Annotated in this window: 23 protein-coding genes; 11 read left to right on the top strand and 12 right to left on the bottom strand. The window is 72.8% G+C overall.

Annotated features, from left to right (window positions below; all coding sequences use genetic code 11):
* The first annotated feature begins 99 nt into the window (after positions 1-99).
* Positions 100-1,308: a low temperature requirement protein A gene (locus AB0C04_RS06705; RefSeq protein WP_357049425.1), complete on the top strand. Its 1,209-nt coding sequence runs from the start codon at positions 100-102 to the stop codon at positions 1,306-1,308.
* A gap of 42 nt (positions 1,309-1,350) precedes the next feature.
* Here AB0C04_RS06705 and AB0C04_RS06700 read toward each other — a convergent pair whose 3' ends face one another.
* The 4 genes from AB0C04_RS06700 to ppdK all read right to left on the bottom strand — a co-directional run bounded on the left by AB0C04_RS06700 (position 1,351) and on the right by ppdK (position 6,791).
* A complete protein-coding gene (locus AB0C04_RS06700) occupies positions 1,351-2,181 on the bottom strand; it encodes a siderophore-interacting protein (protein ID WP_357049422.1) in 831 nt (276 codons plus the stop codon).
* A 15-nt stretch (positions 2,182-2,196) separates the two neighbouring features.
* A complete protein-coding gene (locus tag AB0C04_RS06695; protein WP_357049419.1) occupies positions 2,197-3,477 on the bottom strand; it encodes a deoxyguanosinetriphosphate triphosphohydrolase in 1,281 nt (426 codons plus the stop codon).
* A gap of 12 nt (positions 3,478-3,489) precedes the next feature.
* Positions 3,490-3,840, bottom strand: a complete 351-nt coding sequence (locus AB0C04_RS06690; protein ID WP_357049416.1) for a VOC family protein — start codon at positions 3,838-3,840, stop codon at positions 3,490-3,492.
* 215 nt (positions 3,841-4,055) lie between these two features.
* Positions 4,056-6,791, bottom strand: coding sequence for a pyruvate, phosphate dikinase (gene ppdK / locus AB0C04_RS06685; RefSeq protein ID WP_357049413.1), 2,736 nt, complete (start codon positions 6,789-6,791; stop codon positions 4,056-4,058).
* Between the two features lie 393 nt (positions 6,792-7,184).
* Between ppdK and AB0C04_RS06680 the strand changes: the two genes are divergently transcribed.
* Positions 7,185-8,873: a beta-N-acetylhexosaminidase gene (locus AB0C04_RS06680; RefSeq protein ID WP_357050719.1), complete on the top strand. Its 1,689-nt coding sequence runs from the start codon at positions 7,185-7,187 to the stop codon at positions 8,871-8,873.
* 628 nt (positions 8,874-9,501) lie between these two features.
* Entirely contained in the window at positions 9,502-10,161 is a 660-nt protein-coding gene (locus AB0C04_RS06675; RefSeq protein WP_357049410.1) for a C39 family peptidase, read from the top strand.
* Positions 10,162-10,249: 88 nt separating this feature from the next.
* On the opposite strand, the gene dusB is transcribed toward AB0C04_RS06675, so the two are convergent.
* From dusB to AB0C04_RS06640, 7 genes are all read right to left on the bottom strand, one after another.
* Positions 10,250-11,422, bottom strand: a complete 1,173-nt coding sequence (gene dusB, locus AB0C04_RS06670; protein WP_357049407.1) for a tRNA dihydrouridine synthase DusB — start codon at positions 11,420-11,422, stop codon at positions 10,250-10,252.
* A 123-nt stretch (positions 11,423-11,545) separates the two neighbouring features.
* Complete coding sequence (locus AB0C04_RS06665; protein WP_357049404.1) at positions 11,546-12,376, bottom strand: hypothetical protein; 831 nt, start codon at positions 12,374-12,376, stop codon at positions 11,546-11,548.
* Entirely contained in the window at positions 12,369-13,310 is a 942-nt protein-coding gene (locus AB0C04_RS06660; protein WP_357049401.1) for a hypothetical protein, read from the bottom strand. Before AB0C04_RS06660 ends, AB0C04_RS06665 begins: the two co-directional genes overlap by 8 nt.
* 80 nt (positions 13,311-13,390) lie before the next feature.
* Positions 13,391-14,230, bottom strand: a complete 840-nt coding sequence (locus tag AB0C04_RS06655) for a hypothetical protein (RefSeq protein ID WP_357049398.1) — start codon at positions 14,228-14,230, stop codon at positions 13,391-13,393.
* A gap of 189 nt (positions 14,231-14,419) precedes the next feature.
* Positions 14,420-15,799, bottom strand: coding sequence for a glycine--tRNA ligase (locus tag AB0C04_RS06650; protein WP_357049395.1), 1,380 nt, complete (start codon positions 15,797-15,799; stop codon positions 14,420-14,422).
* 114 nt (positions 15,800-15,913) lie between these two features.
* Complete coding sequence (locus AB0C04_RS06645) at positions 15,914-16,483, bottom strand: hypothetical protein (protein ID WP_357049392.1); 570 nt, start codon at positions 16,481-16,483, stop codon at positions 15,914-15,916.
* Between the two features lie 24 nt (positions 16,484-16,507).
* Positions 16,508-16,849 (bottom strand): antibiotic biosynthesis monooxygenase family protein, encoded by a 342-nt coding sequence (locus AB0C04_RS06640; protein WP_357049389.1) that lies wholly within the window; start codon positions 16,847-16,849, stop codon positions 16,508-16,510.
* Between the two features lie 27 nt (positions 16,850-16,876).
* Here AB0C04_RS06640 and AB0C04_RS06635 point away from each other — a divergent pair, with 27 nt between their 5' ends.
* The 8 genes from AB0C04_RS06635 (at position 16,877) to AB0C04_RS06600 (ending at position 21,795) form a co-directional block, all read left to right on the top strand.
* Positions 16,877-17,134 carry a DUF6703 family protein gene (locus tag AB0C04_RS06635; RefSeq protein WP_350874035.1) on the top strand — a complete coding sequence of 86 codons (258 nt, stop codon included), beginning with the start codon at positions 16,877-16,879 and terminating at the stop codon, positions 17,132-17,134.
* 54 nt (positions 17,135-17,188) lie between these two features.
* Positions 17,189-18,157, top strand: a complete 969-nt coding sequence (locus AB0C04_RS06630) for a metal ABC transporter substrate-binding protein (RefSeq protein ID WP_357049386.1) — start codon at positions 17,189-17,191, stop codon at positions 18,155-18,157.
* Positions 18,154-18,915 (top strand): metal ABC transporter ATP-binding protein, encoded by a 762-nt coding sequence (locus AB0C04_RS06625; RefSeq protein ID WP_357049383.1) that lies wholly within the window; start codon positions 18,154-18,156, stop codon positions 18,913-18,915. Before AB0C04_RS06630 ends, AB0C04_RS06625 begins: the two co-directional genes overlap by 4 nt.
* Before the next feature lie 3 nt (positions 18,916-18,918).
* Positions 18,919-19,785, top strand: a complete 867-nt coding sequence (locus AB0C04_RS06620; protein ID WP_357049380.1) for a metal ABC transporter permease — start codon at positions 18,919-18,921, stop codon at positions 19,783-19,785.
* A gap of 43 nt (positions 19,786-19,828) precedes the next feature.
* Positions 19,829-20,128, top strand: coding sequence for a metalloregulator ArsR/SmtB family transcription factor (locus AB0C04_RS06615; RefSeq protein ID WP_350874031.1), 300 nt, complete (start codon positions 19,829-19,831; stop codon positions 20,126-20,128).
* 28 nt (positions 20,129-20,156) lie between these two features.
* The gene (locus AB0C04_RS06610; protein WP_357049376.1) at positions 20,157-20,555 is read left to right on the top strand and encodes a Fur family transcriptional regulator; all 399 of its coding nucleotides are present in this window, start codon (positions 20,157-20,159) and stop codon (positions 20,553-20,555) included.
* A gap of 457 nt (positions 20,556-21,012) precedes the next feature.
* Positions 21,013-21,618, top strand: coding sequence for a hypothetical protein (locus AB0C04_RS06605; RefSeq protein WP_357049373.1), 606 nt, complete (start codon positions 21,013-21,015; stop codon positions 21,616-21,618).
* Between the two features lie 9 nt (positions 21,619-21,627).
* Entirely contained in the window at positions 21,628-21,795 is a 168-nt protein-coding gene (locus tag AB0C04_RS06600) for a hypothetical protein (RefSeq protein WP_350874028.1), read from the top strand.
* 57 nt (positions 21,796-21,852) lie between these two features.
* Here the strand turns inward: AB0C04_RS06600 and AB0C04_RS06595 are convergent, their stop codons facing one another.
* On the bottom strand, positions 21,853-23,775 hold the full coding sequence (locus tag AB0C04_RS06595; protein WP_357050716.1) for an acyl-CoA dehydrogenase family protein: 1,923 nt from the start codon (positions 23,773-23,775) through the stop codon (positions 21,853-21,855).
* Positions 23,776-23,806: the final 31 nt, after the last annotated feature.

Raw genomic sequence — 23,806 nt, 5'->3', positions numbered from 1 at the left:
CCGACGATGCGCCGCCGGGGGCGCGTCGGGTGAGCCGGATCGCGCGCGGCTTGCCCGTTTCCGTCCCAACCACCGACTCGCTGCGGCGAGCATAGGCAGATGGGGGCGCAGCAGGGTGGTGCGGCACGGTGGGGCCGACTGGCCGGCCGGGTGGTCGCACGTCGGCCGACGGCCACCGTCGACGAGGCCGGCCACCGGCACGCCACCTGGTTCGAACTCTTCTTCGACGTGATCTTCGTCTTCGCGCTGGCAGCCGTGGTGGACCGGCTCGGCGAGGACACGACCCCCCACGTGCGGAGCGTGATCACCGTGTTCGGGCTCTTCCTGGTGGTGCAGTGGGCCTGGGTGGGACACGCCTACTACGCCACCCGGTACGAATCCGATGATCTGCCGCACCGGTTGTTGCTGCTGCTCGCGCTGCTCGGCGCCGGGGCGATCACCCTCGGCGTGGACGAGGTCCCCACCGGCGAGATGCTGCCGATCGGCTACCTGATCGTCCGTGGCGTGCTGCTCCTGCTCTACCTGCGGGCCCGTCCCACCACCGAGGAGGCTCGGGCGGGCACCCTCGTCTACCTGATCGGCTTCGGGATCGGCTGGCTGATCTGGCTGGCCTCGCTGGCCGTCCCGGGGCATCTGCGGCCGGCGTTCTGGATCATCGGAACGGCGGTCGAGCTCGCCACGCCCTGGGTCGGCTATCGCTGGCTGAACCGGTGGCCGGTGGACGTCCGGCACCTGCCGGAGCGGGTCGGCCAGTTCATCATCATCGTGCTCGGCAGCACGGTGGCGAACCTGCTCGCCACGGTGCCGGACCACCCGGACCAGAAGATGGCCCTCACCGCCGCGCTGGCCCTCATCGTGCCTGCGGCGATCTGGTGGATCTACGCCACCTTCGTCACCAGCGGCATCCCGATCCACCGGCTGCGCGGTGGTCAGCCCTACACCTACCTGCACTACCTGCTCGGCGGCGGCCTGCTGCTGCTCGGGTGGGCGCTCGGGCAGGTGGTCCGGGCGGTCCACGCCGAAACGCACCTTACCGATGAGCTTCGGCTGCTGCTGGCCGGCTCGGCCTCCCTCTGGCTCGTCTGCGGGCTCGGCCTGTACTGGCTGTCGATCCGGGTCTCGCGCCGCGCCACGCTCATCGCCGTGGCCGGCGTCGCCTCGATCTGGGCGATCGCCCTGACCGTCTCCTCGCCGTTTCTGATGCTGGCGTTGCTCAGCGCGGCGATCGCCGGGTATGCGGTGCTGTTCACCGCCCTGCTGGGCGGTGAACGGCCGGAGCAGGGGGTGCCGCTCACCGCTGCCGACTGACCGACGCCGCGATCGTCGCCGCCCAGCGGCTCGGACGCGCGGTCAGGCGGCCACGGTCTCCTCGGCATCGGCCTGCCGGTTCCACTCGGGCTTGCTGGCCCGCCAGCCCTCGTCGTCCATGCCCCGCCGCCAGTAACCGGAGATGGAGAGCGACTCCCGGGCCACTCCCCGTTCGATCCGGAGCAGCCGGCGCAACTCCTTGACGAAGGTCGCCTCGCCGTGCACGAACGCGTGCACGGAGCCGGCCGGGAAGTCCAGCGCCCGCACCGCGGCGACCAGCGCCGCGCCGACCGGCCGGTCACCCCGGTGCAGCCAGGTCAGCTCCACCGCGCCCGGGCTGGGCAGCGGCTGCTCCTCCGCCGGGCCGCTGATCTCGACCAGCACCCGGGCCGGGGCGCCGAGCGGAAGCCGCTCCAGGGCCGCGGCGATCGCCGGCAGCGCGCTCTCGTCGCCGACCAGCAGGTGCCAGTCGGCCTCCGGGCTCGGGGCGTACCCGCCGCCCGGCCCGACGAAGTGCACCGGGTCGCCCGGGCGCAGCGCCGCCGCCCACGGGCCGGCCAGCCCCTCGTCGCCGTGGTGGACCACGTCGACGGTGAGCTCCCCGGCGATCGGATCCCACGCCCGGACGGTGTACGTGCGCAACCGGGGCCACTGCTCGCGGGGCCGCTCGCGGCGGATCGCCTCCAGGTCGAGCGGCGTCGGCAGGGTCATGCCGTGCGCCGGAAAGACCACCTTGACGTAGTGGTCGGTGAACTGGCCCACCGGCAGTCCGGCGAGCTGCTCGCCACCGAGGACCAGCCGGATCAGGTGCGGGGTGGGCCGCCCGGTGCGCAGGACCCGAGCGAACGTGACCTTCGTACGGCGCTCCGTCATGCTGGTTAGGTTAACCTAACTAGCTGGGTCACCGACCGGCGGTACGCCCCGACGGACCAGCCGGGTGTGCCAGGCCACCGCTGCCGGGTCGGTCAGCGAGGCGATCTGGTCGATCACCACGCGCAACCGGGCGGGCTCGTCCGGCGCCGCCGCCCACAGCGGGGCGAAGACCGGGTCCAGCCCGTCCGGCGCCCGCTCGACCAGGGCGGCGACCAGTTCGGCGAGGATCTGCCGCTGCCGCTCGTAACGCCCGCGCGACCCCGGTCGGCGCATCACGTAACGCAGCGCGATGCCCTTGAGCAGCGCGCACCGCGCCCGGACCGGTCGGGGCACCACCAGGTCGGCGGCGTAGCGGCGGTGCGGGCCGGGGCCGAACCGCTCCTGGGTGGCGGCCACCGCGGCGGAGACGAAGCGGCCGGTCAGCACGCTGGTGGTGGCCTTGAGCGCGGCCTGGGCCCGGTGGCTGCCGTCGTATCCGGCGAGCGGGGTGAGCACCGGGTCGGCGAGCAGATCGACCAGCACCTCGCCGAGGTCGGCCGGGGACTCGCCCGAGTAGGTGGCCGCCACGTCGGCGCAGAGCGCGGCCCGCTCGTCGGCGTCGTCGAGCAGCGGACGCAGCGCGACGTACCCGCCGTGGATGCCGTCCTCGACGTCGTGCACCGAGTACGCCACGTCGTCGGCCCAGTCCATCACCTGCGCCTCCAGGCATCGCCGGTCGCCGGGCGGCGCACCGGCCCGGATCCAGCCGAACACTGCGCCGTCGTCGGCGTACACCCCGAACTTGCGCTCGCCGCGGCGGCGCGGCCAGGGGTACTTGCCGATCGCGTCGAGCGAGGCGCGGGTGAGGTTCAACCCGGCGGACGAGCCGTCCGGCGCGACCACCTTGGCCTCCAGCCGGGTCAGTACCCGCAGCGTCTGGGCGTTGCCCTCGAAGCCGCCGCACGGGCTGGCCAGCAGGTCCAGCGCGGCCTCGCCGTTGTGCCCGAACGGCGGGTGGCCGAGGTCGTGGGCCAGCCCGGCGACGTCCACCACGTCCGGGTCGCAGCCCAGCCGGGCGCCCATCTCCCGGGCGATCTGGGCGACCTCCAGCGAGTGGGTGAGCCGGGTACGCAGGAAGTCGTCGGTGCCCGCGGTGTGCACCTGGGTCTTCGCGGCGAGCCGGCGGAACGCCGCCGAGTGCAGCACCCGCGCCCGGTCCCGCTCGTACGGCGAACGGCCGTACCCGCTGTCCTTCGGCAGCTCGGCGACCCGTCGTTCGGCGTCCGGCGCGGTGCCGCCGGGCGACTGACCGGTCACCCGGTCACCCGCCTAGGCACGCTGCGACAGCACGCAGAACTCATTGCCCTCCGGATCGGCGAGCACCGTCCACCCGGCGTCACCCTGGCCGATGTCGACGTGCCGGGCGCCCATGTCGACCAACCGCTCGACCTCGGCCTCCTGGTCGCTCGGACGCAGGTCGATGTGCAGTCGGTTCTTGGTCTCCTTGCCGCCGGTCGCCGGTACGAAGACAATGCCGGGCAGCCGCTGCGCCGACTGGCGGATCTCCACCTCGTCCGCCCTCTCGTTGACGACCTGGTAGCCGAGGGCCTCGGCCCACCAGCGGGCCAGCCGGGCCGGGTCGCGGGCGTCGACGGTCAGGTTCTCCCAGACGCTGGACATGCAGTCACCCTTCCGCATCGACGGGTACGAGCGAGCCAAGATTACGCCCGGACGGCCGTCCCGGCGCGCCGGCGACGGCCCGGTACACGGCGCGGCGCGGCAGTGACGCCCCGCGACCGACCGTCGATCGTGGTGAGCACCGGTGACCGGGATCGATCACGCGGACGCGCGCCGGCGTGGGCGGCGGACCGTGCTCCGGCCCGCCGCCCTCCCGGTCAGCGACTGTCCGAGCCGTCCGTCTCGACGACCGCCCGGCCGGCCTCCAGCCGAGCCACCGGCACCCGGAACGGCGAGCAGGAGACGTAGTCCAGCCCGACGGAGTGGAAGAAGTGCACCGAGTCGGGGTCGCCGCCGTGCTCGCCGCAGACGCCGAGCTTCAGCCCCGGCCGGGCCGCCCGACCCTCCTCGGCGGCGATCCGGACGAGCCGGCCGACGCCGTCGCGGTCGATCGACTCGAACGGCGAGATGCCGAAGATGCCCAGCTCCAGGTAGCGCCAGAAGAAGGCGCCCTCCACGTCGTCGCGGGAGAAGCCCCACGCCATCTGGGTCAGGTCGTTGGTGCCGAAGGAGAAGAACTCGGCCGCCTCGGCGATCTGCCCGGCGGTCAGCGCCGCCCGGGGCACCTCGATCATCGTGCCGATCAGCACCTCGACGCCGCTGTCCCCGACCACCTCGGCGATGATCTTCTCGGCCTCGGCACGTACCGTCTCCAGCTCCTGCACCGCGCCGACCAGCGGAACCATGATCTCCGGCTTGGCCACCGCGCCGCTGCGGGCGACCGTGACGGCTGCCTCGGCGATCGCCCGGACCTGCATCGCGAAGAGGCCGGGGATGACCAGACCCAGCCGGACGCCGCGCAGTCCGAGCATCGGGTTCTCCTCGTGCATCCGCCGCACGGCGGCGAGCAGCGCCTCCTCCTTGGCCACGTCCTCGCCGCGCTCCTGGGCGACCGCGACGTTGACCGCGAGCTGCTCCAGCGGGGGCAGGAACTCGTGCAGCGGCGGGTCGATCAGCCGGACGGTGACCGGCAGGCCGTCCATCTCCCGGAAGATCTCTTCGAAGTCGGCCCGCTGCAACGGCAGCAGCGCGGCCAGCGCCGCGTTCCGCTCGTCGTCGCTGCGGGCCAGGATCAGCCGCTCCACCAGCTCACGCCGGTCGCCGAGGAACATGTGCTCGGTGCGGCACAGCCCGATGCCCTCGGCGCCGAACCGCCGGGCGCGAGCCGCGTCCGAGCCGGTGTCGGCGTTCGTCCGGACCGCCAGCCGCCGGCGCTGGTCGGCGTGCGCCATGATCCGGTGTACGGCCAGGACCAGCGGGTTGTCGATGTGCTCAGGGTCGACGCTGCCCTCGAAGTACTGCACCACCTCCGACGGCATCACCGGCACCTCGCCGAGGTAGACCTTGCCGGTGGTGCCGTCGATGGAGATCACGTCGCCCTCGTTGACGGTCTGCCCGGCGACGGTGAACCTGCGCTGCGGGACGTTCACGTCCAGCTCGTCCGCGCCGGAGACGCAGGTCTTGCCCATTCCCCGGGCCACCACGGCGGCGTGGCTGGTCTTGCCGCCCCGGGAGGTGAGGATGCCCTGGGCGGCGATCATGCCGTTGAGGTCGTCGGGGTTGGTCTCCCGGCGGACCAGGATCACCGACTCCCCCGCGCCGGCCAGCTCGACCGCCCGGGCGGAGCTGAAGACCACCTTGCCGGACGCGGCGCCTGGCGAGGCGCCGATGCCCTTGGCGACCGGCTCGAACTCGTGGTCGAGCCGGAACCGCGGGAACATCAGCTGGGCGAGCTGCGCTCCGTTGACCCGGTGCAGCGCCTCGTCGAGGTCGATCAGGCCCTCGTCGACGAGCTGCCCGGCGATGACGAAGGCCGCCGCCGCCGTGCGCTTGCCGACCCGGGTCTGCAACATCCAGAGCTTGCCGCGCTCGATGGTGAACTCGATGTCGCAGAGGTCCTTGTAGTGCTCCTCCAGCCGGGCCATGTAGCTCAGCAGCTCGTCGTAGGAGGTCTTGTCGATCCGCTCCAGCTCCTGCAACGGCACGGTGTTGCGGATGCCGGCGACCACGTCCTCGCCCTGGGCGTTGGCCAGGTAGTCGCCGTAGATGCCCTGCGCGCCGCTGGCCGGGTCGCGGGTGAAGGCGACCCCGGTGCCGGAGTCCGGGCCGAGGTTGCCGAAGACCATCGCCACCACGTTGACCGCGGTGCCCAGGTCGGCCGGGATCCGCTCCTGGCGGCGGTAGACCACCGCCCGCTCGGCGTTCCACGAATCGAAGACCGCCCGGATCGCCAGGTCGAGCTGCTCGCGCGGGTCCTGCGGGAAGTCCCGGCCGGTGTGCTTGAGGAAGATCTTCTTGTACGCGTCGACCAACCCGTGCAGGTCCTCGGCGTCGAGGTCCAGGTCGTTCGACGTGCCCTTGGCGCGCTTGGCGTCGTCGAGCGCGTGCTCGAACTCGTCGCCCGGCACGTCGCAGACGGTCTTGCCGAACATCTGGATCAGCCGTCGGTAGGAGTCCCAGGCGAACCGGTCCGCGCCGTCGGAGCCGGCCCGGTCGGCCGAGCCCCCGGCCTGTCGGGCGAGTCCTCGCACACTGCGGTCGTTGAGGCCGACGTTGAGGACGGTCTCCATCATCCCGGGCATGGAGAACTTCGCACCGGAGCGGACGGAGACCAGCAGCGGATCATCGGGGTCGCCGAGGCGCTTGCCCATCCCGCGCTCCAGCGACTCCAGGTGCGCCTCGATCTGGCCGGCCAGCCCGTCCGGCTCCGCGCCGGTGGCGAGGTACGCCTTGCACGCCTCGGTGGTGATGGTGAAGCCGGGTGGGACGGGCAGGCCGAGATTGGTCATCTCGGCCAGGTTGGCCCCCTTGCCGCCGAGCAGGTCCTTGAGGTCCTTGTTGCCCTCGGTGAAGTCGTAGACGTACTTGTGCTCCGCCATCTCTTGCGCTGCCACCAGAGCCTCCCACGCGCGCCGGTCCGACACTTAACGAAGGTTCAGTTGCTCTCATACCCCGAGCCGCACCACCGGTAATCCGGTGGTCGACGCCGATCGGTGGGCGAAGGTTAAGCGAACATCGGGTGACCTGGGACCGTTCGGTGACAATAGGCACAGCTATCACGACTATCCGTGTTCGTACCGGTTTTTGGGAACGCTTCCACGCGCAGGATCACGCAGTCCGGCCGTCCGCCGTACCCTTGACGGCACGCGTTTCGGTGAACCTCACCTTTGCCATAACAGCCGCGAATACACCCCGGAGTCGCCGCCGTGTCCCTGCCCAGCACCGCCCCGGAGCCGCTCGACCCGCCGACCGACCGCGCCACCGGGCCGGCCGGCTCCCCCGTACCGCTGCCCAGGACGGCGACCGGTGCGGCGGCAGCCGAACTGGCCCGGCAGGCGAGCCGGTCCGCCGCGGAGCTGCTGGCCCCGCCCGCCCCGATCGGGCTGGGCGACGTGGTACCTGCCCCGCAGCAGGTCAGGCCGGACCCCGCCGCCGACTTCGCGCTCACCGCCGACGCGGTGATCCGGGTCAGCGCCGACCCGGCCGCGCTCGCCGTCGCCGAGCAGCTCGCCGAGTTGCTCCGGCCGGCCACCGGCTTTCCACTGCCGGTCACCGACACGGCCCGGCCCGAGTCGACCGGCGGGATCGCGCTGGCGCTGACCGGGGACGAGGCGCTCGGCGCCGAGGGCTACCGGCTCGACGTGACCCGCGACGGGGTACGGATCGCCGCGGCCACTCCGGCCGGGCTCTTCTACGGCGTGCAGACCCTGCGCCAGCTGCTGCCACCGGCGATCGAGAGCCGCACCCCGGCGGTCGAGCGTTGGGCGCTGGCCGGCGGGTCGATCGTCGACCGGCCCCGGTTCGCCTACCGGGGCGCGATGCTCGACGTGGCCCGGCATTTCTTCGCCGTCCCCGACGTGCTCCGGGTGATCGACCACCTGGCCCGGTACAAGCTCAACCACCTGCACCTGCACCTCACCGACGACCAGGGTTGGCGGATCGCCGTCGACTCCTGGCCCCGGCTCGCCACCGTCGGCGGGGTCGGTGCGGTCGGCGACAGCCCGGGCGGGCACTACAGCCGGGCCGACTACCGGCGGATCGTCGCGTACGCCGCCGAGCGGCACGTCACCGTGGTGCCGGAGATCGACCTGCCCGGGCACACCAACGCGGCGCTGGTCGCCTATCCCGAGCTGGCGCCGGACGGGATCGCGCCCCCGCCGTACACCGGCACCGAGGTCGGCTTCAGCTACGTCGACCCGGCCAACGAGCGGACGTACGACTTCGTCGCCGACGTGCTCGGCGAACTGGCCGCACTGACCCCCGGCCCGTTGCTGCACATCGGCGGCGACGAGGCCTTCAAGGTGAAGGGGGCGGCCTACACCGGCTTCGTCGAGCGGGTGCAGCGCATCGTGGCCGACACCGGGAAGACCGTGGTCGGCTGGCACCAGATCGCGCCCGCCGCGCACACCGACGGCCGGGTGCTCCAGTGGTGGGGCACGAACGGCGAGGATCCGGCCACGGTCGAGGCGGTGGGCCGCGGCGCGCGGCTGATCCTCTCCCCCGGCAACCACGCCTACCTGGACATGAAGTACGCCCCGGACACCCCGATCGGGCACGACTGGGCCGGGCTGATCGACGTGCGCCGGGCGTACGAGTGGGATCCGGGCACGCACGTGACGGGCGTGCCGGCCGAGGCCGTGCTGGGCGTGGAGGCCCCGCTCTGGACCGAGTCGGTGACCACGCTGGCCGACATCGAACTTCTGCTCCTGCCCCGGCTGCCCGCCGTCGCCGAGCTGGGCTGGTCATCGCGGGACAGTCACGACTGGGCCGGCTTCCGGGAGCGGCTGGCCGGGCACGGCCCGCGCTGGGCCGGCGCCGGCATCACTTTCCACCCGGCGCCCGAGGTCCCCTGGCCGGCGGAACCGGTCACCCCGGCGCCGGCGGACACCCCGCTCATCCCGGCCCAACCCGCCTCGGCGGGCAACCCGCGCAATCCAGCCCAGCCCGCCTCGGAGGTCGCAGCCGATCACCTCTGACGGCCGCCCGACGGCGTGAACGGCCGGGGTGATCGACTCCAGCTCGCCGACCTGGCGGTATCCGGGCGACCGGGATACCCCACTTCCGGCGACCCTGGAGTGGATCACCCCGAAGTCGGGCTGGCCGGCCCGGTCGTCGGGTCGGTCCCGACTGAGCTGGCTGTCCGGTTCGCGGGCTGCCGGGCTGGGCGTGGTGTCCGCGTTTGGCCATCCGTGTCGCGTGGTCGGGGCCACCCGGGCGGCGGAATCATGGCCCGGCCCGGGTCGTTGAACATGGCGTGCCGCGCGGCCTCGCCGCCGGCACCGGGTCCAACCCCCCGGCCGCCGGGAATGACCGGGCCCTCGGGTCGGTTGACCACCCGGTACCGCGGGCCCGACGGCCGCCGGGAATGGCCGGTCGCTGGGTTCGGTTGACAACCCGGTACCCCGCAAGACCCGGTACCCCGCAAGACCCGGGCCCCCGCCGGAATGGCTGACCGGCCCGCACGGTTACACCATCCCGGGACGCGCACCGAGAAGGTCGATCACGATCGCCGGACGCCTCCCGTACGAACCCCCTTTGTGCATACCGGCACGTGCCCCCTGACCTGGCGCGTGTCGTGCACCCCCGAACAGAGAGGCACACATCATGCGTACCGATCTGATCCGTAAGACCGCTCTGACCGCTGCCGGGCTCGCCTTCACCGGCGGCGCCATCGCCGGGCCGGTGACCACCGCGTTCGCCGCTCCGAGCACCGACAAGCCCAACACCTCGGCGTCGCAGGGCGACCGCAAGCACGGTGAGCGGGAGCTGGGTGTGCGCTACGAGGCCCAGCCGAACTTCTTCTACTGCGGTCCGGCCGCCGCCCGTAACGCTCTCTCGGTCCAGGGCAAGGACATCAACGTCGACGCCATGGCCAAGGAGATGGGCACCACCGAGGCCGGCACCAACTCCATCAACGACATCACCCCGGTGCTGAACAAGGAGACCGGTAAGGACGTGTACCGGAGCGTCGAGATCAGCACCCCGAAGGCCGACGACAAGCAGACCGACAAGCTGCAGGCTGACGTCGTCCGCACCGTCGACGACGGTCGCGCGGTGGTCGCCAACATCGCCGGCACCGCCACCGACACTGATGGCAACACCCACTCCTTCGAGGGCGGGCACTACATCAGCGTCATCGGCTACCGCGACGGCGGCAAGGTCGTGACGATCGCCGACTCGGCCGATCCGAACATGGCCTCCTACCGGATGAGCGTGGACAACCTCGCCGACTGGATCGCCACCCGCGGCTACTCCGCCAACTGAGCCGGAGCAACCAACCGACCGAAGGGCCGGCCCCCACCGGGGGCCGGCCCTTCGTCGTCTCTCCGTCACCTCGAACCCGGGCCGTCGGTCACCCGCCGGAGTCGGCCATCTCGGCGCCCTCGGGGACGGTGTCGTCGTCCCGGCTGGCCAGCCAACCCTCGGGCAGGAAGACCTTGCCGGGCGAGTTGGTCCGGCCGCGCGGCTGGCCCAGGGCGGCGACCGGGAACGGCTCGGTCGGGTCGAGCTTGCCGAGCAGGTCGTCCAGCTGGGTCAGGCTCTCGATCATCGCCAGCTCCCGGCGCAGCTCGCCGCCGACCGGGAAGCCCTTCAGATACCAGGCCACGTGCTTACGGAAGTCGGTGCAGCCGTCACGCTCGCCCCGCTCCGGAGTCCGCGACCCGACGGTGAACTGCTCCACCAGCAGCTCGGCGTGCCGGCGCATGGTCGCGGCGACCTCGCCGAGATCGGGTAGCCGGCGCTCCGGGCGCCCGTTGAACGCGGCCTCCAGGTCGGCGAAGAGCCACGGCCGACCGAGGCAGCCACGGCCGACCACCACCCCGTCCACGCCGGTGTGCGCGACCATCCGCAGCGCGTCGTCGGCCTCCCAGATGTCGCCGTTGCCCAGCACCGGCACGTCGAGCGCCTGCTTGAGGGTGGCGATGGCGTCCCAGTCGGCGGTGCCCGAGTAGCGCTGGGCGGCGGTCCGGCCGTGCAGGGCCACCGCGGCCACCCCGGCGTCCTGCGCGGCGAGCCCCGCCTCGACGTACGTCAGGTGGTCGTCGTCGATGCCCTTGCGCATCTTGACCGTGACCGGCACCCCGGCCGGCGACGCGGCGTCCACCGCGGCCTTCACCAGCCGGGCGAAGAGCCGACGCCGCCACGGCAGGGCCGCGCCGCCGCCCCTGCGGGTCACCTTGGGCACCGGGCAGCCGAAGTTCAGGTCGATGTGGTCGGCGAGGTTCCGCTCCACCACGATCCGAACCGCGGCGGCGGTGGTCTCCGGGTTGGTGCCGTAGAGCTGGAGGCTGCGCGGCTGCTCCTGCTCGCCGAAGGCGATCATCCGCAGCGTCTTCGGGTTCCGCTCGACCAGCGCGACGGTGGTGATCATCTCGCAGACGTAGATGCCGCCGCCCTGCTCCCGGCAGAGCTGTCGGAAGCCGACGTTGGTGATGCCGGCCATCGGGGCGAGCACCACCGGCGGCCACACCTGGTACCGCCCGAGGGTGAGCGGGCGGAGCGCGGGAGCGGCGGGACTGGTCACGTACCCAAGAATCCCACGCCGGCCGCGTCGGGCCACCGCCCGGTGGCCGGTCGCCGCCGTCGGGGTGAGCGAACTCGCACCGCGACGGCGACCGGCGTACCGGTCAGAAGCCGGCCGGCCCGGTCAGAAGGTGGCCGGTGCCGAGAGGATCAGGCCGGAGACGTCCACGATCACCGACGTGGCGCTGCTCACGTGCAGGGCGAAGGCCAGCCCGTTGCCGTTGTAGCTGCCGAGCTGCACCTCGACCAGGTTGGAGAGGATCTGGTTCGGCCCCCACCAGTTCAGCGAGGAGCTGACCGGCTTGCTGATCGACGAGCTGTACGCGGTCAGCACCCCGGCGGCGACGGTGCCCGCCACGGTGATGTTCAGGTAGGCCGCGGTCGCCTTCTCGGCGAGCGCCGGCGGCACGTTCTTCACCGTCAGGTGGATGACCTTGCCGGCGCCGAGCTTGCCCGAGGTGACGTTGGCGGCACCGGTGAGCACGTTGGCGGTGTAGCTGCCGATCGACCGGGTGTCCAGGATCCGCCGCGGCGCCACGGCCACCGTCCGGTTGGCCCAGCGGGAGGTGTTCACGTACGCCTTGGTGTTGCCCCGACCGCCGATCACCAGGTCACCGACGGGGGTGACCGCCAGCGACCCGGTGGGCAGCTCCTGCGGGATGCCCGCGTCGGGCGTCGGGGCGAGCACCAGCGGCGGCCGGCCGCCGGTGGCGTTCAGCGCCAGCGCCGGGTTGGCCGACGAGCCGCCGGTCAGCACGGTCTCGGTGGCGCCCGCGTCGTTCGTCTGCCCGATCAGCACCGGGTCGCCGGGTGCGGCGCTGGCCGGGCTGGCGACCACCACGGCCGCGCCCACACCGGCGCCGGCGACCACGCCGGCCTTGATGATCCGGCGCCGGGTCGGCGCGGCGGTCTCCTCGGCGGTCATGCTGCTCTCCTCGGTTCCGTGGTCACGCACCGGCCCGCACCTCCCGGCCGTCCCGCTCGGCGTTGGCCTTGATTTCCCGGGCCCGCACCTCGGTGCTGCCCGACTCCGCGGCGAGCGACATCCGGGCCGTGCTCCGGGTGCCGTTGATCACGGCGGAGTCCGGGTGCCACACCAGCAGGCCGGTCACGTCGAGGATCACCGCGGTGGCGCTCTTCTGCACGTAGATGGCCACGACGTCGGGGTAGTAGTCGCCGTTCGCCGTCTGGTAGTCGCCGAGCTGGGTGATCACGCCGTTGGAGAGCAGCTGCCCGGCGCTCCACCAGTTGATGGTGGAAGCGTTCGGCAGGTCGCCCCGACCGAAGACGGTGGCGAAGCCGCCCTTCTCGGTGTTGGCCACGGTGATGTTGCCGAGCATGCCGTCGGCGTACTCCGCGATGCCCGCCAGGTGCACCACCAGGAAGGATTCGGCGACGACCCGGCCCTGGGCGTCCACCCGACCGGCGCCCTCCAGCAGCCGGGCCCGGCCGGCCGCGCTGCGGGTGTCCAGGATCCGGGTCGGCGGGATCGGGACCAGCATGGTGGCGTTGGCGGTGGTCAGCACGTCGTAGCGGCCGAGCGTGCCGGAGGAGCCGGTCGCGCCGGAGACTCCGAGGCCGTTCCTGGTCGACCAGAGGGAGCCGGGCAGGGTCGGCGTCGTGGACGTGCCGCGCTTCAGCTCCACGGTCGCACCGGTGCTGTTCTTCACCGCCAGGGTGGCGGCGCCGCCCTGCGCGGTGCTGGTCACGGTGGTGGTGCCACCGGAGTTGGGCAGGCCCAGCGCCACCGGGTCGCCGGGGGCGGCGACGGCCGGCGTGGCGTTGACCGCGGTCACCGCGGTGGCGGCGACCGCGGCGCCGCCGGTGACGGCGGCCTTGCGCAGCAGGCTGCGCCGCGACGCGGAGCGGTCGGGTTCGGACGAACTCATCTCATTCCCCCGTTGGGTGGGTTGACGGTCTACGGCGGGCGGGCCGGACGGCGGCGGGTGAGCGCCGGCCGTCCCGGCGGCTACGCGCCACCGCCGAGCAGGACCTGGCTCGGGTGGCCGACCAGCAGGCTGGTCATGTCGACGATCACATGCGTCGGCGAGGAGGTCGCCTGGATCGTGATGACGCTCCGGTAGACCCCGCTCGCGCCCAGCTCGGTGAAGAGGAAGTTGGAGAGGATGGTGCCGGCGGTCGACCAGTTCACCGTCGACGCGGTCGGTCTGGTGCCCGCGCCCCAGACGGTGAGCACGCCGGCGCCGGTCATCCCGACCACGGTGACGTTGCCCTTGATCGCATAGCCGTCCCGGACGTACGAGTCGAGGCTCAACACGATCGGCTTGCCCGGCGTGATCCGGCCGGTGGAGTCCAGGGTCTCCGCACCCGCGACGATGGTGCGCCGCAGGTTCGGGTCGCGGGTGTCCAGCACCCGGGTGGGCGGCACGGCGACCGAGGTGGTCGCCCACTCGCTGGTCCAGGCCCAGCCGTTGACGCCGTTGTCGCCGCTGTCCGCACCGGCCCGGACGAACAGGTCGCCCATGTCGTCGACGGCGAGCGTGCCCACCTCGGACTCGAGCACCTGCGGGTAGAGACTCTCGCCCGGCACCAGCCGCAGCGGCGCTCCGGCCACGTTGCGCAGCACCAGCGGAGTGTCGGTGTGGGTGAGGCCCGTGGTCGCCGGGCCGGCGTCGTTCGCCGTACCCATGACCAGGTTGTCGCCCGGGGCGGCCTGGGCCGCGGCGGGCATCCCGACGGCTGCGGCGACCCCGGCGCCGGCCGTGGTGGCGGCGACCGTCGCCGCGCGGCGCAGCAGGCGCCGCCGGTTCGGGTCGTGGTCGTGGTCCTGTTGCGACGCGCGCGTCATGCACACCCCCGTGACGAGATTCAACGCCGGGAATGCTCGCACGAGATCACGGACGACTCAACAGCCGGCCGGCAACGGCACCCCACCTGCGGTCCGATTGGCCGGGCTCGCCCGAGTATCCGAGCCGAGACCTGGCCGGAAAAGCCGACGGCCCCGCCGGAGGGCGGGGCCGTCGGGTGGAGCCGGTGGTCAGCAGCCGGGCAGCCGGTCGATGAGGTAACGCTCGACCTGGTCGAGGGAGACCCGCTCCTGCGCCATGGTGTCGCGGTTGCGCACCGTCACCGCGTTGTCGTCGAGGGTGTCGAAGTCGACGGTCACGCAGAACGGGGTGCCGATCTCGTCCTGTCGCCGGTAACGGCGGCCGATCGCCTGCGAGTCGTCGAACTCCACCACCCAGCGCTTGCGCAGGGTGGCCGCCAGGTCCTTGGCCTTCGGCGAGAGCGCCTCGTTACGCGACAGCGGCAGCACCGCCACCTTCACCGGGGCCAGCCGCGGGTCGAAGCGCATGACGGTGCGCTTGTCCACGCCGCCCTTGGTGTTCGGCGCCTCGTCCTCGTCGTACGCCTCCAGCAGGAAGGCGAGCACCGCCCGGGTCAGGCCGGCCGCCGGCTCGATGACGTACGGCATCCAGCGCTCGCCCTTGGCCTGGTCGAAGTAGGACAGGTCGACGCCGGAGTGCTTGCTGTGCGTGGACAGGTCGAAGTCGGTCCGGTTGGCGATGCCCTCCAGCTCGGCGAACTCGGTGCCGCCGAACTGGAAGCGGTACTCGATGTCCACCGTCCGCTTCGAGTAGTGCGACAGCTTCTCCTTCGGGTGCTCGAAGAGGCGCAGGTTGTCGGCGGAGAGGCCGAGGTCGAGGTACCAGTTCCAGCGCTCCTGGAGCCAGTACTCGTGCCACTGCTCGTCCGAGCCCGGCTCGACGAAGAACTCCATCTCCATCTGCTCGAACTCGCGGGTCCGGAAGATGAAGTTGCCCGGGGTGATCTCGTTGCGGAACGACTTGCCGGTCTGAGCGATGCCGAACGGGGGCTTCTTGCGGGCCACCGTCTCGACGTTCTTGTAGTTGACGAAGATGCCCTGGGCGGTCTCCGGGCGCAGGTAGTGCAGCCCCTCGTCGCTCTCCACCGGGCCGAGGTAGGTCTTCATCAGGCCGTTGAACATCTTCGGCTCGGTGAAGGTGCCCTTGTTGCCGCAGTTGGGGCAGTTCAGCTCGGACAGCGAGGTCAGCGGCTTGCCGTGCTTCTCGGCGTACGCCTCCTCAAGGTGGTCGGCGCGGAACCGCTTGTGGCAGAACTGGCACTCGGTCAGCGGGTCGACGAACTCGGCGATGTGGCCGGAGGCCTCCCAGACCTTGCGGGCCAGGATCACCGCGGAGTCCAGGCCGACGACGTCGTCGCGCTGCTGGACCATGGTCTTCCACCACTGCCGGCGGACGTTCTCCTTGAGCTCCACGCCGAGCGGACCGTAGTCCCACGCCGACCGGGTGCCTCCGTAGATCTCGCTGGAGGGGAAGACGAAGCCTCGGCGCTTGGCGAGGCTGACAACGGCGTCGATACGGTCGGCTGGCATGTTTCCTCCTACGCCGGCTGGCGGTCGGCGGGGACGTGATGGGGACGGAACGAACAGTTCGGGACAACGGTACGACCAGCAGCGCCCCGAGCCCAGCAGAATACCGGGGGCGGGTCAGTTGATCCCGCACACCTCCACGCCACCGTTCTGCTGGTCCTGGCCGAGGATGACCTGCTGTCGCTCGCGCTGGCCGCCCTCCAGCGTCACGTCCACCGGCACGGTCAGGTTCCTGGTGTCCACCTCGCCCACCTGGTACCCGGCCACCTGCGGCTCCGCGGCCACCCGCCGCTCGAACTCCGGCCGCGACTCGCGCCGTTGCGCGTCGTCGCAGAGCTGGCCGTACGCCTCGCCGTAGTTCCGGTCGACCAGCGCCTGGTAGTAGTCGGTGGAGACCGTCCGGCCCTGCTCGCGGAGCGCCTGCACCCCGCTGACCGCCAGGCCGACCACGGCCGCCCCGCCCCCGCCGCAGCAGAGCACCAGGGCGAGCGCGCCGACGCCGAGACCCAGCCAGAGCCGGGTCCGCCGCCCCTCGGTGGGTGGCGCGGCGAAGGGCGGCGACACACCCGGGCCGGGCGGCGGGGCGGGGGCTCCCGCCGGGATGTCCGGCGTGGCGGGCGGCTGCCCGCCCTCCGACCCGGTCGGCGCGGGGTACGGCGGTGGGGCTGCCGGTCCGGGAGCGGTCATACGAGCAGGGTAGTGCCCGACGGCTTAGCGGTAAGGACCAGCGGCCCGATCACTGGCGGAGATCACGACCGCCCCGCCCGGGGCAGCGGTGGCCAGCGCCTCGTACGCGGACGGCTCGTCGACCGACTCGGCGAGCAGTGGGACGGCGGTCACCTTGACCTCGAAGCCGCCGAGCGCGCGACGGTAGGCCCCGACCGACTCCCACTCGGTGACCAGGCACCAGTGCCGGGGGTCGTCCAACGCCCGGACCAGCTGGCCGCGCAGGTATCCGGGGCGTTCGGCCAGCGCGGTGAGGGCGGCGTGCGCCCGCTCGGTGAAGTCGTCCGCGACATCGACCTCGACCACGAACCGGTTGGTCACCAGCACCGGGTTCCTCCTCGTAGAGTCTGTGGGATGCAGCGTACGCAGAGCCCCCTGCTGGCCCGGTTGGCCCGGGCGAACCCGACGTCGGTGTTCCTGGTCACCCTCCTGCTGGTGCTGGTGGCCCTCTTCACCCCCGGCCCGGTCGGCGCGGTGCTGCTGCTGGCGCTGGCCGCGGCCCTGGTCGCGCTGCTGTCGACCACCTGGTCGGTGCAGGCGCCGCAGACCCGGGTGGTCCGGCTGCTGATGCTGACCCTGCTGGTGACGGCGGCCCTGGCGAAGCTGCTCTGACATGCAATCATGCGTTTTTGACAATCATTGTCGTTACGACGGACAGTTGGCGGCATGAACAACCGCACCGCTTCGCGCGTCCTGGCCGCCGCCACCACCGCCCTGCTCACCCTGGGCGGAGCCGCCGCCTGCTCCACCGACGGCCCGGCCGGCGCCGACCCGCAGCGGGTCGACGTGGTGGCCGCCTTCTACCCCCTCCAGTTCATCGCCGAGCGGATCGGCGGGGACGCGGTCCGGGTCACCAACCTGGTCAAGCCGGGCGCCGAGCCGCACGACCTGGAGCTCAACCCCAGCCAGGTCGGCGAGGTCAGCGAGGCCGAGCTGATCGTCTACCTGAAGGGCTTCCAGCCGGCGGTGGACGAGGCGATCGAGCAGAACGCGGCCGACCGCGCCTTCGACGTGGCCACGGTCCAGCCGCTGCGGGACGCCACCGCCGGCGCCCACGAGCACGAGGGCGAGGGGGCCGGGGCGACGGAGGAGCCGGGCCACGAGGAGGAGAGCGGCGGCAAGGACCCGCACCTCTGGCTCGACCCGACCCGGCTCGCCACGGTGGCGGACCAGCTCGCCGAGCGGCTGGGCAAGGTCGACCCCGACCGGGCCGCCGACTTCACCAGCCGCGCCCGGGCCCTGCACGCCGACCTGGAGAAGCTGGACGGCGAGTACGCCACCGGGCTGACCACCTGCCAGCGGCGGGAGATCGTGACCAGCCACACCGCATTCGGCTACCTGGCCGAGCGCTACCGGCTCGAGCAGGTCGGCATCACCGGGCTCAGCCCGGACGTCGAGCCCTCCCCGCAGCGGCTCGCCGAGGTGATCGAGGAGGCCCGGGAGCACAAGGCCACCACGATCTTCTTCGAGACGCTGGTCAGCCCGAAGGTGGCCGAGACCATCGCCGGCCAGGTCGGCGCGCGGACCGCGGTGCTGGACCCGATCGAAGGGCTCGCCGACGGCAGCGGCTCGGACTACCTTTCGGTCATGCGTACCAACCTCCAGACGCTGCGTACGGCACTGGGCTGCTCGTGAACCCACCGGTGATCACCGTCGAGCACGGGGCGGTCGGCTATGACGGCCGCCCCGTGCTCCGCGACGTCTCGCTGCGGGTGACCGCCGGCGAGGTGGTCGCCGTCCTCGGCGCCAACGGCTCGGGCAAGTCCACCCTGGTCCGGGCCGTGCTCGGCCTGGTGCCGCTGACCGGCGGGTCCGTCACCCTCTTCGACCGCCCGCTGCGCCGGTTCCGGCAGTGGGAGCGGGTCGGGTACGTCCCGCAGCGCCTCGGCGCCGGTGGCGGCGTACCGGCCACCGTCCGGGAGGTGGTGGCCTCCGGCCGGCTCGCCCGACGCGGGTTCCTGCGCCCACCCGGCGCCGCCGACCGGGCGGCGGTCGACCTGGCGCTGCGCGCCGTCGGGCTCGCCGACCGGGCCGGCGACCCCGTCGCCACCCTCTCCGGCGGGCAGCAGCAGCGCACGCTGATCGCCCGGGCGCTGGCCGGCCGACCCGAGCTGCTGGTGCTCGACGAGCCGACCGCCGGGGTGGACGCGGCCAGCCAGGAGGCATTCGCCGGGGCGCTGCGCGAGTTCGTCGCCGACGGCGGCACGGTGCTGCTGGTGGCGCACGAGCTGGGGCCGCTGCGGCCGGTGATCAGCCGAGCGATCGTCGTCCACGAGGGCGGCATCTGCCACGACGGCTCGGTGCCGGAGCCGGCCGGCCACCACGCCGAGCCCGACCACGACCACGTGCACCCGCACTGTCCCGACGAGCCCGCCCGGCTCTGGAGCATCTGACCCATGGAACTCTTCCAGTACCCGTACATGCAGCGCGCCCTGATCGGTGCGCTGATCATCGGTTTGGCCGCCCCGGCGCTCGGCATCTATCTGGTGCAGCGCCGGCTGGCGCTGATCGGCGACGGGGTCGGGCACGTGGCGCTGACCGGTGTCGGCGCCGGGCTGCTGCTGAACCGCTCTCCGGTGCTCGTCGCGGTGATCGTGGCCACCCTCGGCGCGATCGGCATCGAGCTGGTCCGCTCCCGCGGACGGACCTCCGGCGACCTGGCCCTGGCGTTGCTCTTCTACGGCGGCATCGCCGGCGGCGTGATGCTGGTCGGGCTCTCCGACAGCACCAGCAGCAACCTCAACGCGTACCTCTTCGGGTCGCTCACCACCATCTCGCCGGTCGATCTGACCACGATCGCGGTGCTCGGCGCGGCGATCCTGGTGACCATGATCGCGTTGCGCCCGGCGCTCTTCGCGGTCAGCCACGACGAGGAGTACGCCCGGGTCTCCGGCCTGCCGGTGCGGACGCTGAACATGCTGATCGCGGTCGCCACGGCGGTCACCGTGACCATCGCCATGCGGGCGGTCGGCGTGCTGCTGATCAGCGCGCTGATGGTGGTCCCGGTGGCCACCGCGCAGCAGGTCACCCGGGGCTTCCGCAGCACCATGACGGCGGCGATGGCGCTCGGGCTCTTCGCCGCCGGCTCGGGCGTCTGGGTCGCGGCCAACGCCGACACCGCCCCCGGCGCCTCGGTGGTGCTGATGGCGATCGCCTCGTTCCTGGTGGTCGCGCTGGCCGCCGGGGCGTGGCGGATGCTGCGCCGCCGCACGACGCCGGCGGCCGTGCCGGCGTCCGAGCCGCACGAGGTCGTGCTCCGCTGATGCTGGTCGCCGCGATGCCAGCGGTATTGGTTACCGTTACAGGGTGAGCGGCGGATCCGGCTACGACGGCTTCGAGGGGGCCGGCGAGTTGCTACGTGCCCTGTCGGCCCCGATCCGGCTGGCCATCGTCAGCGAACTCGCCCACGGGGAACGGTGCGTGCACGAGCTGGTGGAGAAGCTCGGCGCCGCCCAGCCGCTGGTCTCCCAACACCTGCGCGTGCTGCGCGGCGCCGGTGTGGTCCGCGGCGCCCGCCGGGGACGGGAGATCGCCTACACCCTGGTCGACGAGCACGTCGCGCACATCGTCGCGGATGCGGTGAGTCACGCCGGCGAGGGATCATGAAACAGCGACCGGTCGAAGGGGGTGCCCCGTGAGCGAGAACGCAACCGCCGTCCGCAACACGCGCCAGCGCAGCGCGGTCAGCGCGCTGCTCGTCGAGGTCGAGGGGTTCCACAGCGCGCAGGAACTGCACGCGATGCTCCGGGCCCGTGGCGAGCGGGTCGGCCTGACCACGGTCTACCGGACGCTGCAGGGGCTGGCCGACGCCGGCGAGATCGACGTGATGCGCCCGCCCGGCGGTGAGCACCTCTACCGCCGGTGCAGCGAGGGGCACCACCACCACCTGGTCTGCCGGGCCTGCGGCCGGACCGTGGAGGTGGCCGGGCCGACGGTGGAGAGCTGGGCGGAGCGGGTGGCCGCGCAGCACGGCTACGCCGACGTCAGCCACACCCTGGAGATCTTCGGCACCTGCCCGGCCTGCGCCCACTGACGCCGCGGCCCACTGACGCCGCGGCCCACTGACCGCCGCCGCCCGCCCACGACCACCGCGCACCGCCGCCGCCCGCCGTCCCCCTTGGGGACCATCGGCGCGGCGGCGGGCGAGGCGCCACGGGGCACGCCGGACCCGGCGTCGGACACCTCCGCTGCCGCCTTTGCTCTGCTTCAATCCCGGCACCACCTGATGTCCGGAGACCGGACGCCGGGTGTTGCCTGGGCTGAAGCAGAGCAAAGGCAGCGCAGGAGGGCGCGGCGCAGCACGAGGGCGCGGCCGCAGCACGAGGGCGCGGCGCAGCAGGCGAGAGGCAGGACGGCGCGGCGCAGCACGAGGGCGCGGCGCGGCAGATGCAGGCGCGGCGCGGCAGGTCCCGGAAGTCGGCCCGGCCGGGCGGCGTCGACCCGGCCGGCGGCGGATGCCGGGCACGGCCGTTCGTGGCACGCTGTCCGGCGTGAAGATCTACGCCGATCGTTTCCCGACCGCCGCCCGTCAGCTCCTCACCGACCTGCTCGTCGTCGCCTGGGTGTACGGGGCGATCCGCGGCGCGCTGTGGCTGCATGACCTGGTCCAGAAGCTCGCCGTGCCCGGCCAGAAGCTGGAGGGCGCCGGCGGCGGGCTCGCCGACAACCTGGCCGACGCCGGCGGCAAGGTCGGCCGGGTGCCCTTGGTGGGTGACGAGCTGACCGCGCCCTTCGAGCGGGCGGCCGACGCGGCCCGGTCGCTCGCCGAGGCCGGCCGGGACCAGCAGCAGCTGGTCGACCAGCTGGCCCTGGCGCTCGCCGTCGCCGTGCTGATCTTCCCGCTCGGGCTGGTGCTCTTCGGCTGGCTCCCGCTGCGGCTGCGCTGGATGCGCCGCGCCGGGTCGGCCGCGAAGCTGGCCGCCGCGCCGGCCGGCCGGGACCTGCTCGCCCTGCGCGCACTGGCCACCCAGCCGCTGGGTCGGCTGACCCGGATCGGGCCCGACGTCGCCGAGGCGTGGCGCCGCGGCGACGACGACACCGTCGACGCGCTCGCCGCACTGGAGCTGCGCCAACTGGGTCTCAGGGACGGCCGCTAAGGTCTTCGGGTGTTCTACTTCCTGGTCGTGATCGCCGTCCTGCTGCTCGGTTATGCCGGCGTACTGGTCAACTTCGTCCGCAAGGGGCGGAAGATCCCGCCGGGGGCGTACCTGGGTCTCGCCGCGCTCAACGGGGTGATCCTGGCCGCGATCCTGGCCTGGGCGATCGCCCGCTGAGCTGGCACCCGCCCAGGTCCCGGCGACCGGCGGCCACCGCCGCCGACCGCCGGGCGATCACTGCGGCGGGGGAATCCGGCGGCGGACGTCGGCCGCGGTGGACGGGCCAGGCGACCACGGGGCCACCCAGGGGTCGTCCGTCGGCGGGGTGACCACACCCTCCTCCAGGGCCGCGTACCGGCCGGCGAGGATGCGCTTGGCGGCCGTCACGTCCACCGAGTCGGTGTTCTCCCAGAGCGCGGTGAAGAGCGCGTCGACCCGGACCCGGGCCTGCCGACAGAACAGGTCGGCCAGCTCGAGGTTCTCCGGCCGGACGTCCCGCTCGGCGTGCGCCCGCACGCACACGGCGGACATCGCGAACAGCTCCGCGCCGATGTCCACCACCCGGCCCAGGAACGCCTGCTTGCGCTCCATCTTGCCCTGCCAGCGGGACATCGCGTAGAAGGTCGACCGGGCCAGCTTGCGCGAGGCGCGCTCCACCTGCCGCAGGTGGCCGGCGAGCGGCCCGAACTCGGCGTACGCCGTGGGCCGCTGGCCACGACCGACGGCGAGGGTGGGCAGCCACCTGGCGTAGAAGGCGCCGGCCCGGGCACCCGCCTTGGCCTTGCGGCCGAGGCCGGCGTCCGGGTCGATGATGTCCCCGGCGACCGACAGGTGCGCGTCGACCGCCTCCCGGGCGATCAGCAGATGCATGATCTCGGTGGAGCCCTCGAAGATCCGGTTGATCCGCAGGTCGCGCAGCAGCTGCTCGACGGCGGCCGGCCGCTCGCCCCGGGCCGCCAGCGAATCCGCCGTCTCGTAGCCACGGCCGCCACGGATCTGGATCAGGTCGTCGGCGATCCGCCAGGCCATCTCGCTGGCGTAGAGCTTGACCAGCGCGGCCTCGATCCGGATGTCGTTGCGGTCGTCGTCGGCGAGCAGGCAGCAGAGATCCAGCATGGTCTCCATGCCGTACGTCGTGGCGGCCATGAAGGCGAGCTTCTGGGCGACCGCCTCGTGCTCGCCGACCGCCCGGCCCCACTGCACCCGGTCGGCGGACCACTCCCGGGCCACGTTCAACGCCCACTTGCCGGCGCCGACGCACATCGCCGGCAGCGACAGCCGGCCGGTGTTCAGCGTGGTCAGGGCGATCTTCAAACCCTTGCCCTCGCCCCCGATGACGTTCTCCTTCGGGACGAAGACGTCGTGGAACCGGGTGAGGCTGTTCTCCAGACCGCGCAGGCCGACGAAGGCGTTACGCCGCTCCACGGTGATGCCCTCGGCGTCGCCCTCCACGACGAACGCGGTGATCCCGCCGCGGCGGCCCTCGGCGGCCGGCACCCGGGCCATCACCACCAGCAGGGTGGCCACCGTGCCGTTGGTGGCCCAGAGCTTCACCCCGTTGAGCCGGTAGCCGGTGCCGTCCTCGGTCGGTTCGGCCGTGGTGGCCAGTCGGGCGGGGTCGGAGCCGACGTCCGGCTCGGTGAGCAGGAAGGCGGAGACCTCGCCGGCGGCCAGCCGGGGCAGGAAGAGCTGCTTCTGCTCGGCGGTACCGAACATCTTGAGCGGCTGTGGCACGCCGATGGACTGGTGCGCCGAGAGCAGCGCGCCGATGGCCGGGCTGATCGAGCCGGCCAGCATCAACGCCCGGCAGTACTGCAGGTTGCTCAGCCCGAGCCCGCCGTACGAGCGGTCGATCTTCATGCCGAACGCGCCGAGCCGGGCCAGCCCGTGGAACACCTCGTCGGGGATGTGCGCGTCGCGCTCGATCGCGGCGCCGTCCACCTCGGTCACGAGGAACGCCCGGAGCTGGTCGAGGAACTCCTCGGCCCGGGCGTCCTCCGCCGGGTCGGAGCGGGGCCAGGGATTGATCAGGTCGAGCCGGAACCGGCCGAGGAAGAGCTCCTTGCCGAAGCTGGGGCGGTCCCAGGTGGACTGCCGTGCCGCCTCGGCGACCTGGCGCGCCTCCTTCTCGGAGACCTGCCCCGCCTCGACCGGCAACGCGGCGGCGACACCGCCGCTGGTGTCGGGC

Origin of the sequence: Micromonospora sp. NPDC048909 (genome assembly GCF_040649635.1) — a bacterium.
Classification (GTDB): domain Bacteria; phylum Actinomycetota; class Actinomycetes; order Mycobacteriales; family Micromonosporaceae; genus Micromonospora.
This window is presented reverse-complemented; position numbering and strand designations above follow the sequence as displayed.

Excerpts from the sequence above, each read along its gene's own strand:
- AB0C04_RS06635 (WP_350874035.1), top strand. The coding sequence starts at position 16,877 with ATGCAGCGTACGCAGAGCCCCCTGCTGGCCCGGTTGGCCCGGGCGAAC.
- AB0C04_RS06630 (WP_357049386.1), top strand. The coding sequence starts at position 17,189 with ATGAACAACCGCACCGCTTCGCGCGTCCTGGCCGCCGCCACCACCGCC.
- AB0C04_RS06700 (WP_357049422.1), bottom strand. The coding sequence starts at position 2,181 with ATGACGGAGCGCCGTACGAAGGTCACGTTCGCTCGGGTCCTGCGCACC.
- AB0C04_RS06655 (WP_357049398.1), bottom strand. The coding sequence starts at position 14,230 with ATGACGCGCGCGTCGCAACAGGACCACGACCACGACCCGAACCGGCGG.
- AB0C04_RS06645 (WP_357049392.1), bottom strand. The coding sequence starts at position 16,483 with ATGACCGCTCCCGGACCGGCAGCCCCACCGCCGTACCCCGCGCCGACC.
- AB0C04_RS06660 (WP_357049401.1), bottom strand. The coding sequence starts at position 13,310 with ATGAGTTCGTCCGAACCCGACCGCTCCGCGTCGCGGCGCAGCCTGCTG.
- AB0C04_RS06705 (WP_357049425.1), top strand. The coding sequence starts at position 100 with ATGGGGGCGCAGCAGGGTGGTGCGGCACGGTGGGGCCGACTGGCCGGC.
- AB0C04_RS06675 (WP_357049410.1), top strand. The coding sequence starts at position 9,502 with ATGCGTACCGATCTGATCCGTAAGACCGCTCTGACCGCTGCCGGGCTC.
- AB0C04_RS06690 (WP_357049416.1), bottom strand. The coding sequence starts at position 3,840 with ATGTCCAGCGTCTGGGAGAACCTGACCGTCGACGCCCGCGACCCGGCC.
- AB0C04_RS06650 (WP_357049395.1), bottom strand. The coding sequence starts at position 15,799 with ATGCCAGCCGACCGTATCGACGCCGTTGTCAGCCTCGCCAAGCGCCGA.
- AB0C04_RS06620 (WP_357049380.1), top strand. The coding sequence starts at position 18,919 with ATGGAACTCTTCCAGTACCCGTACATGCAGCGCGCCCTGATCGGTGCG.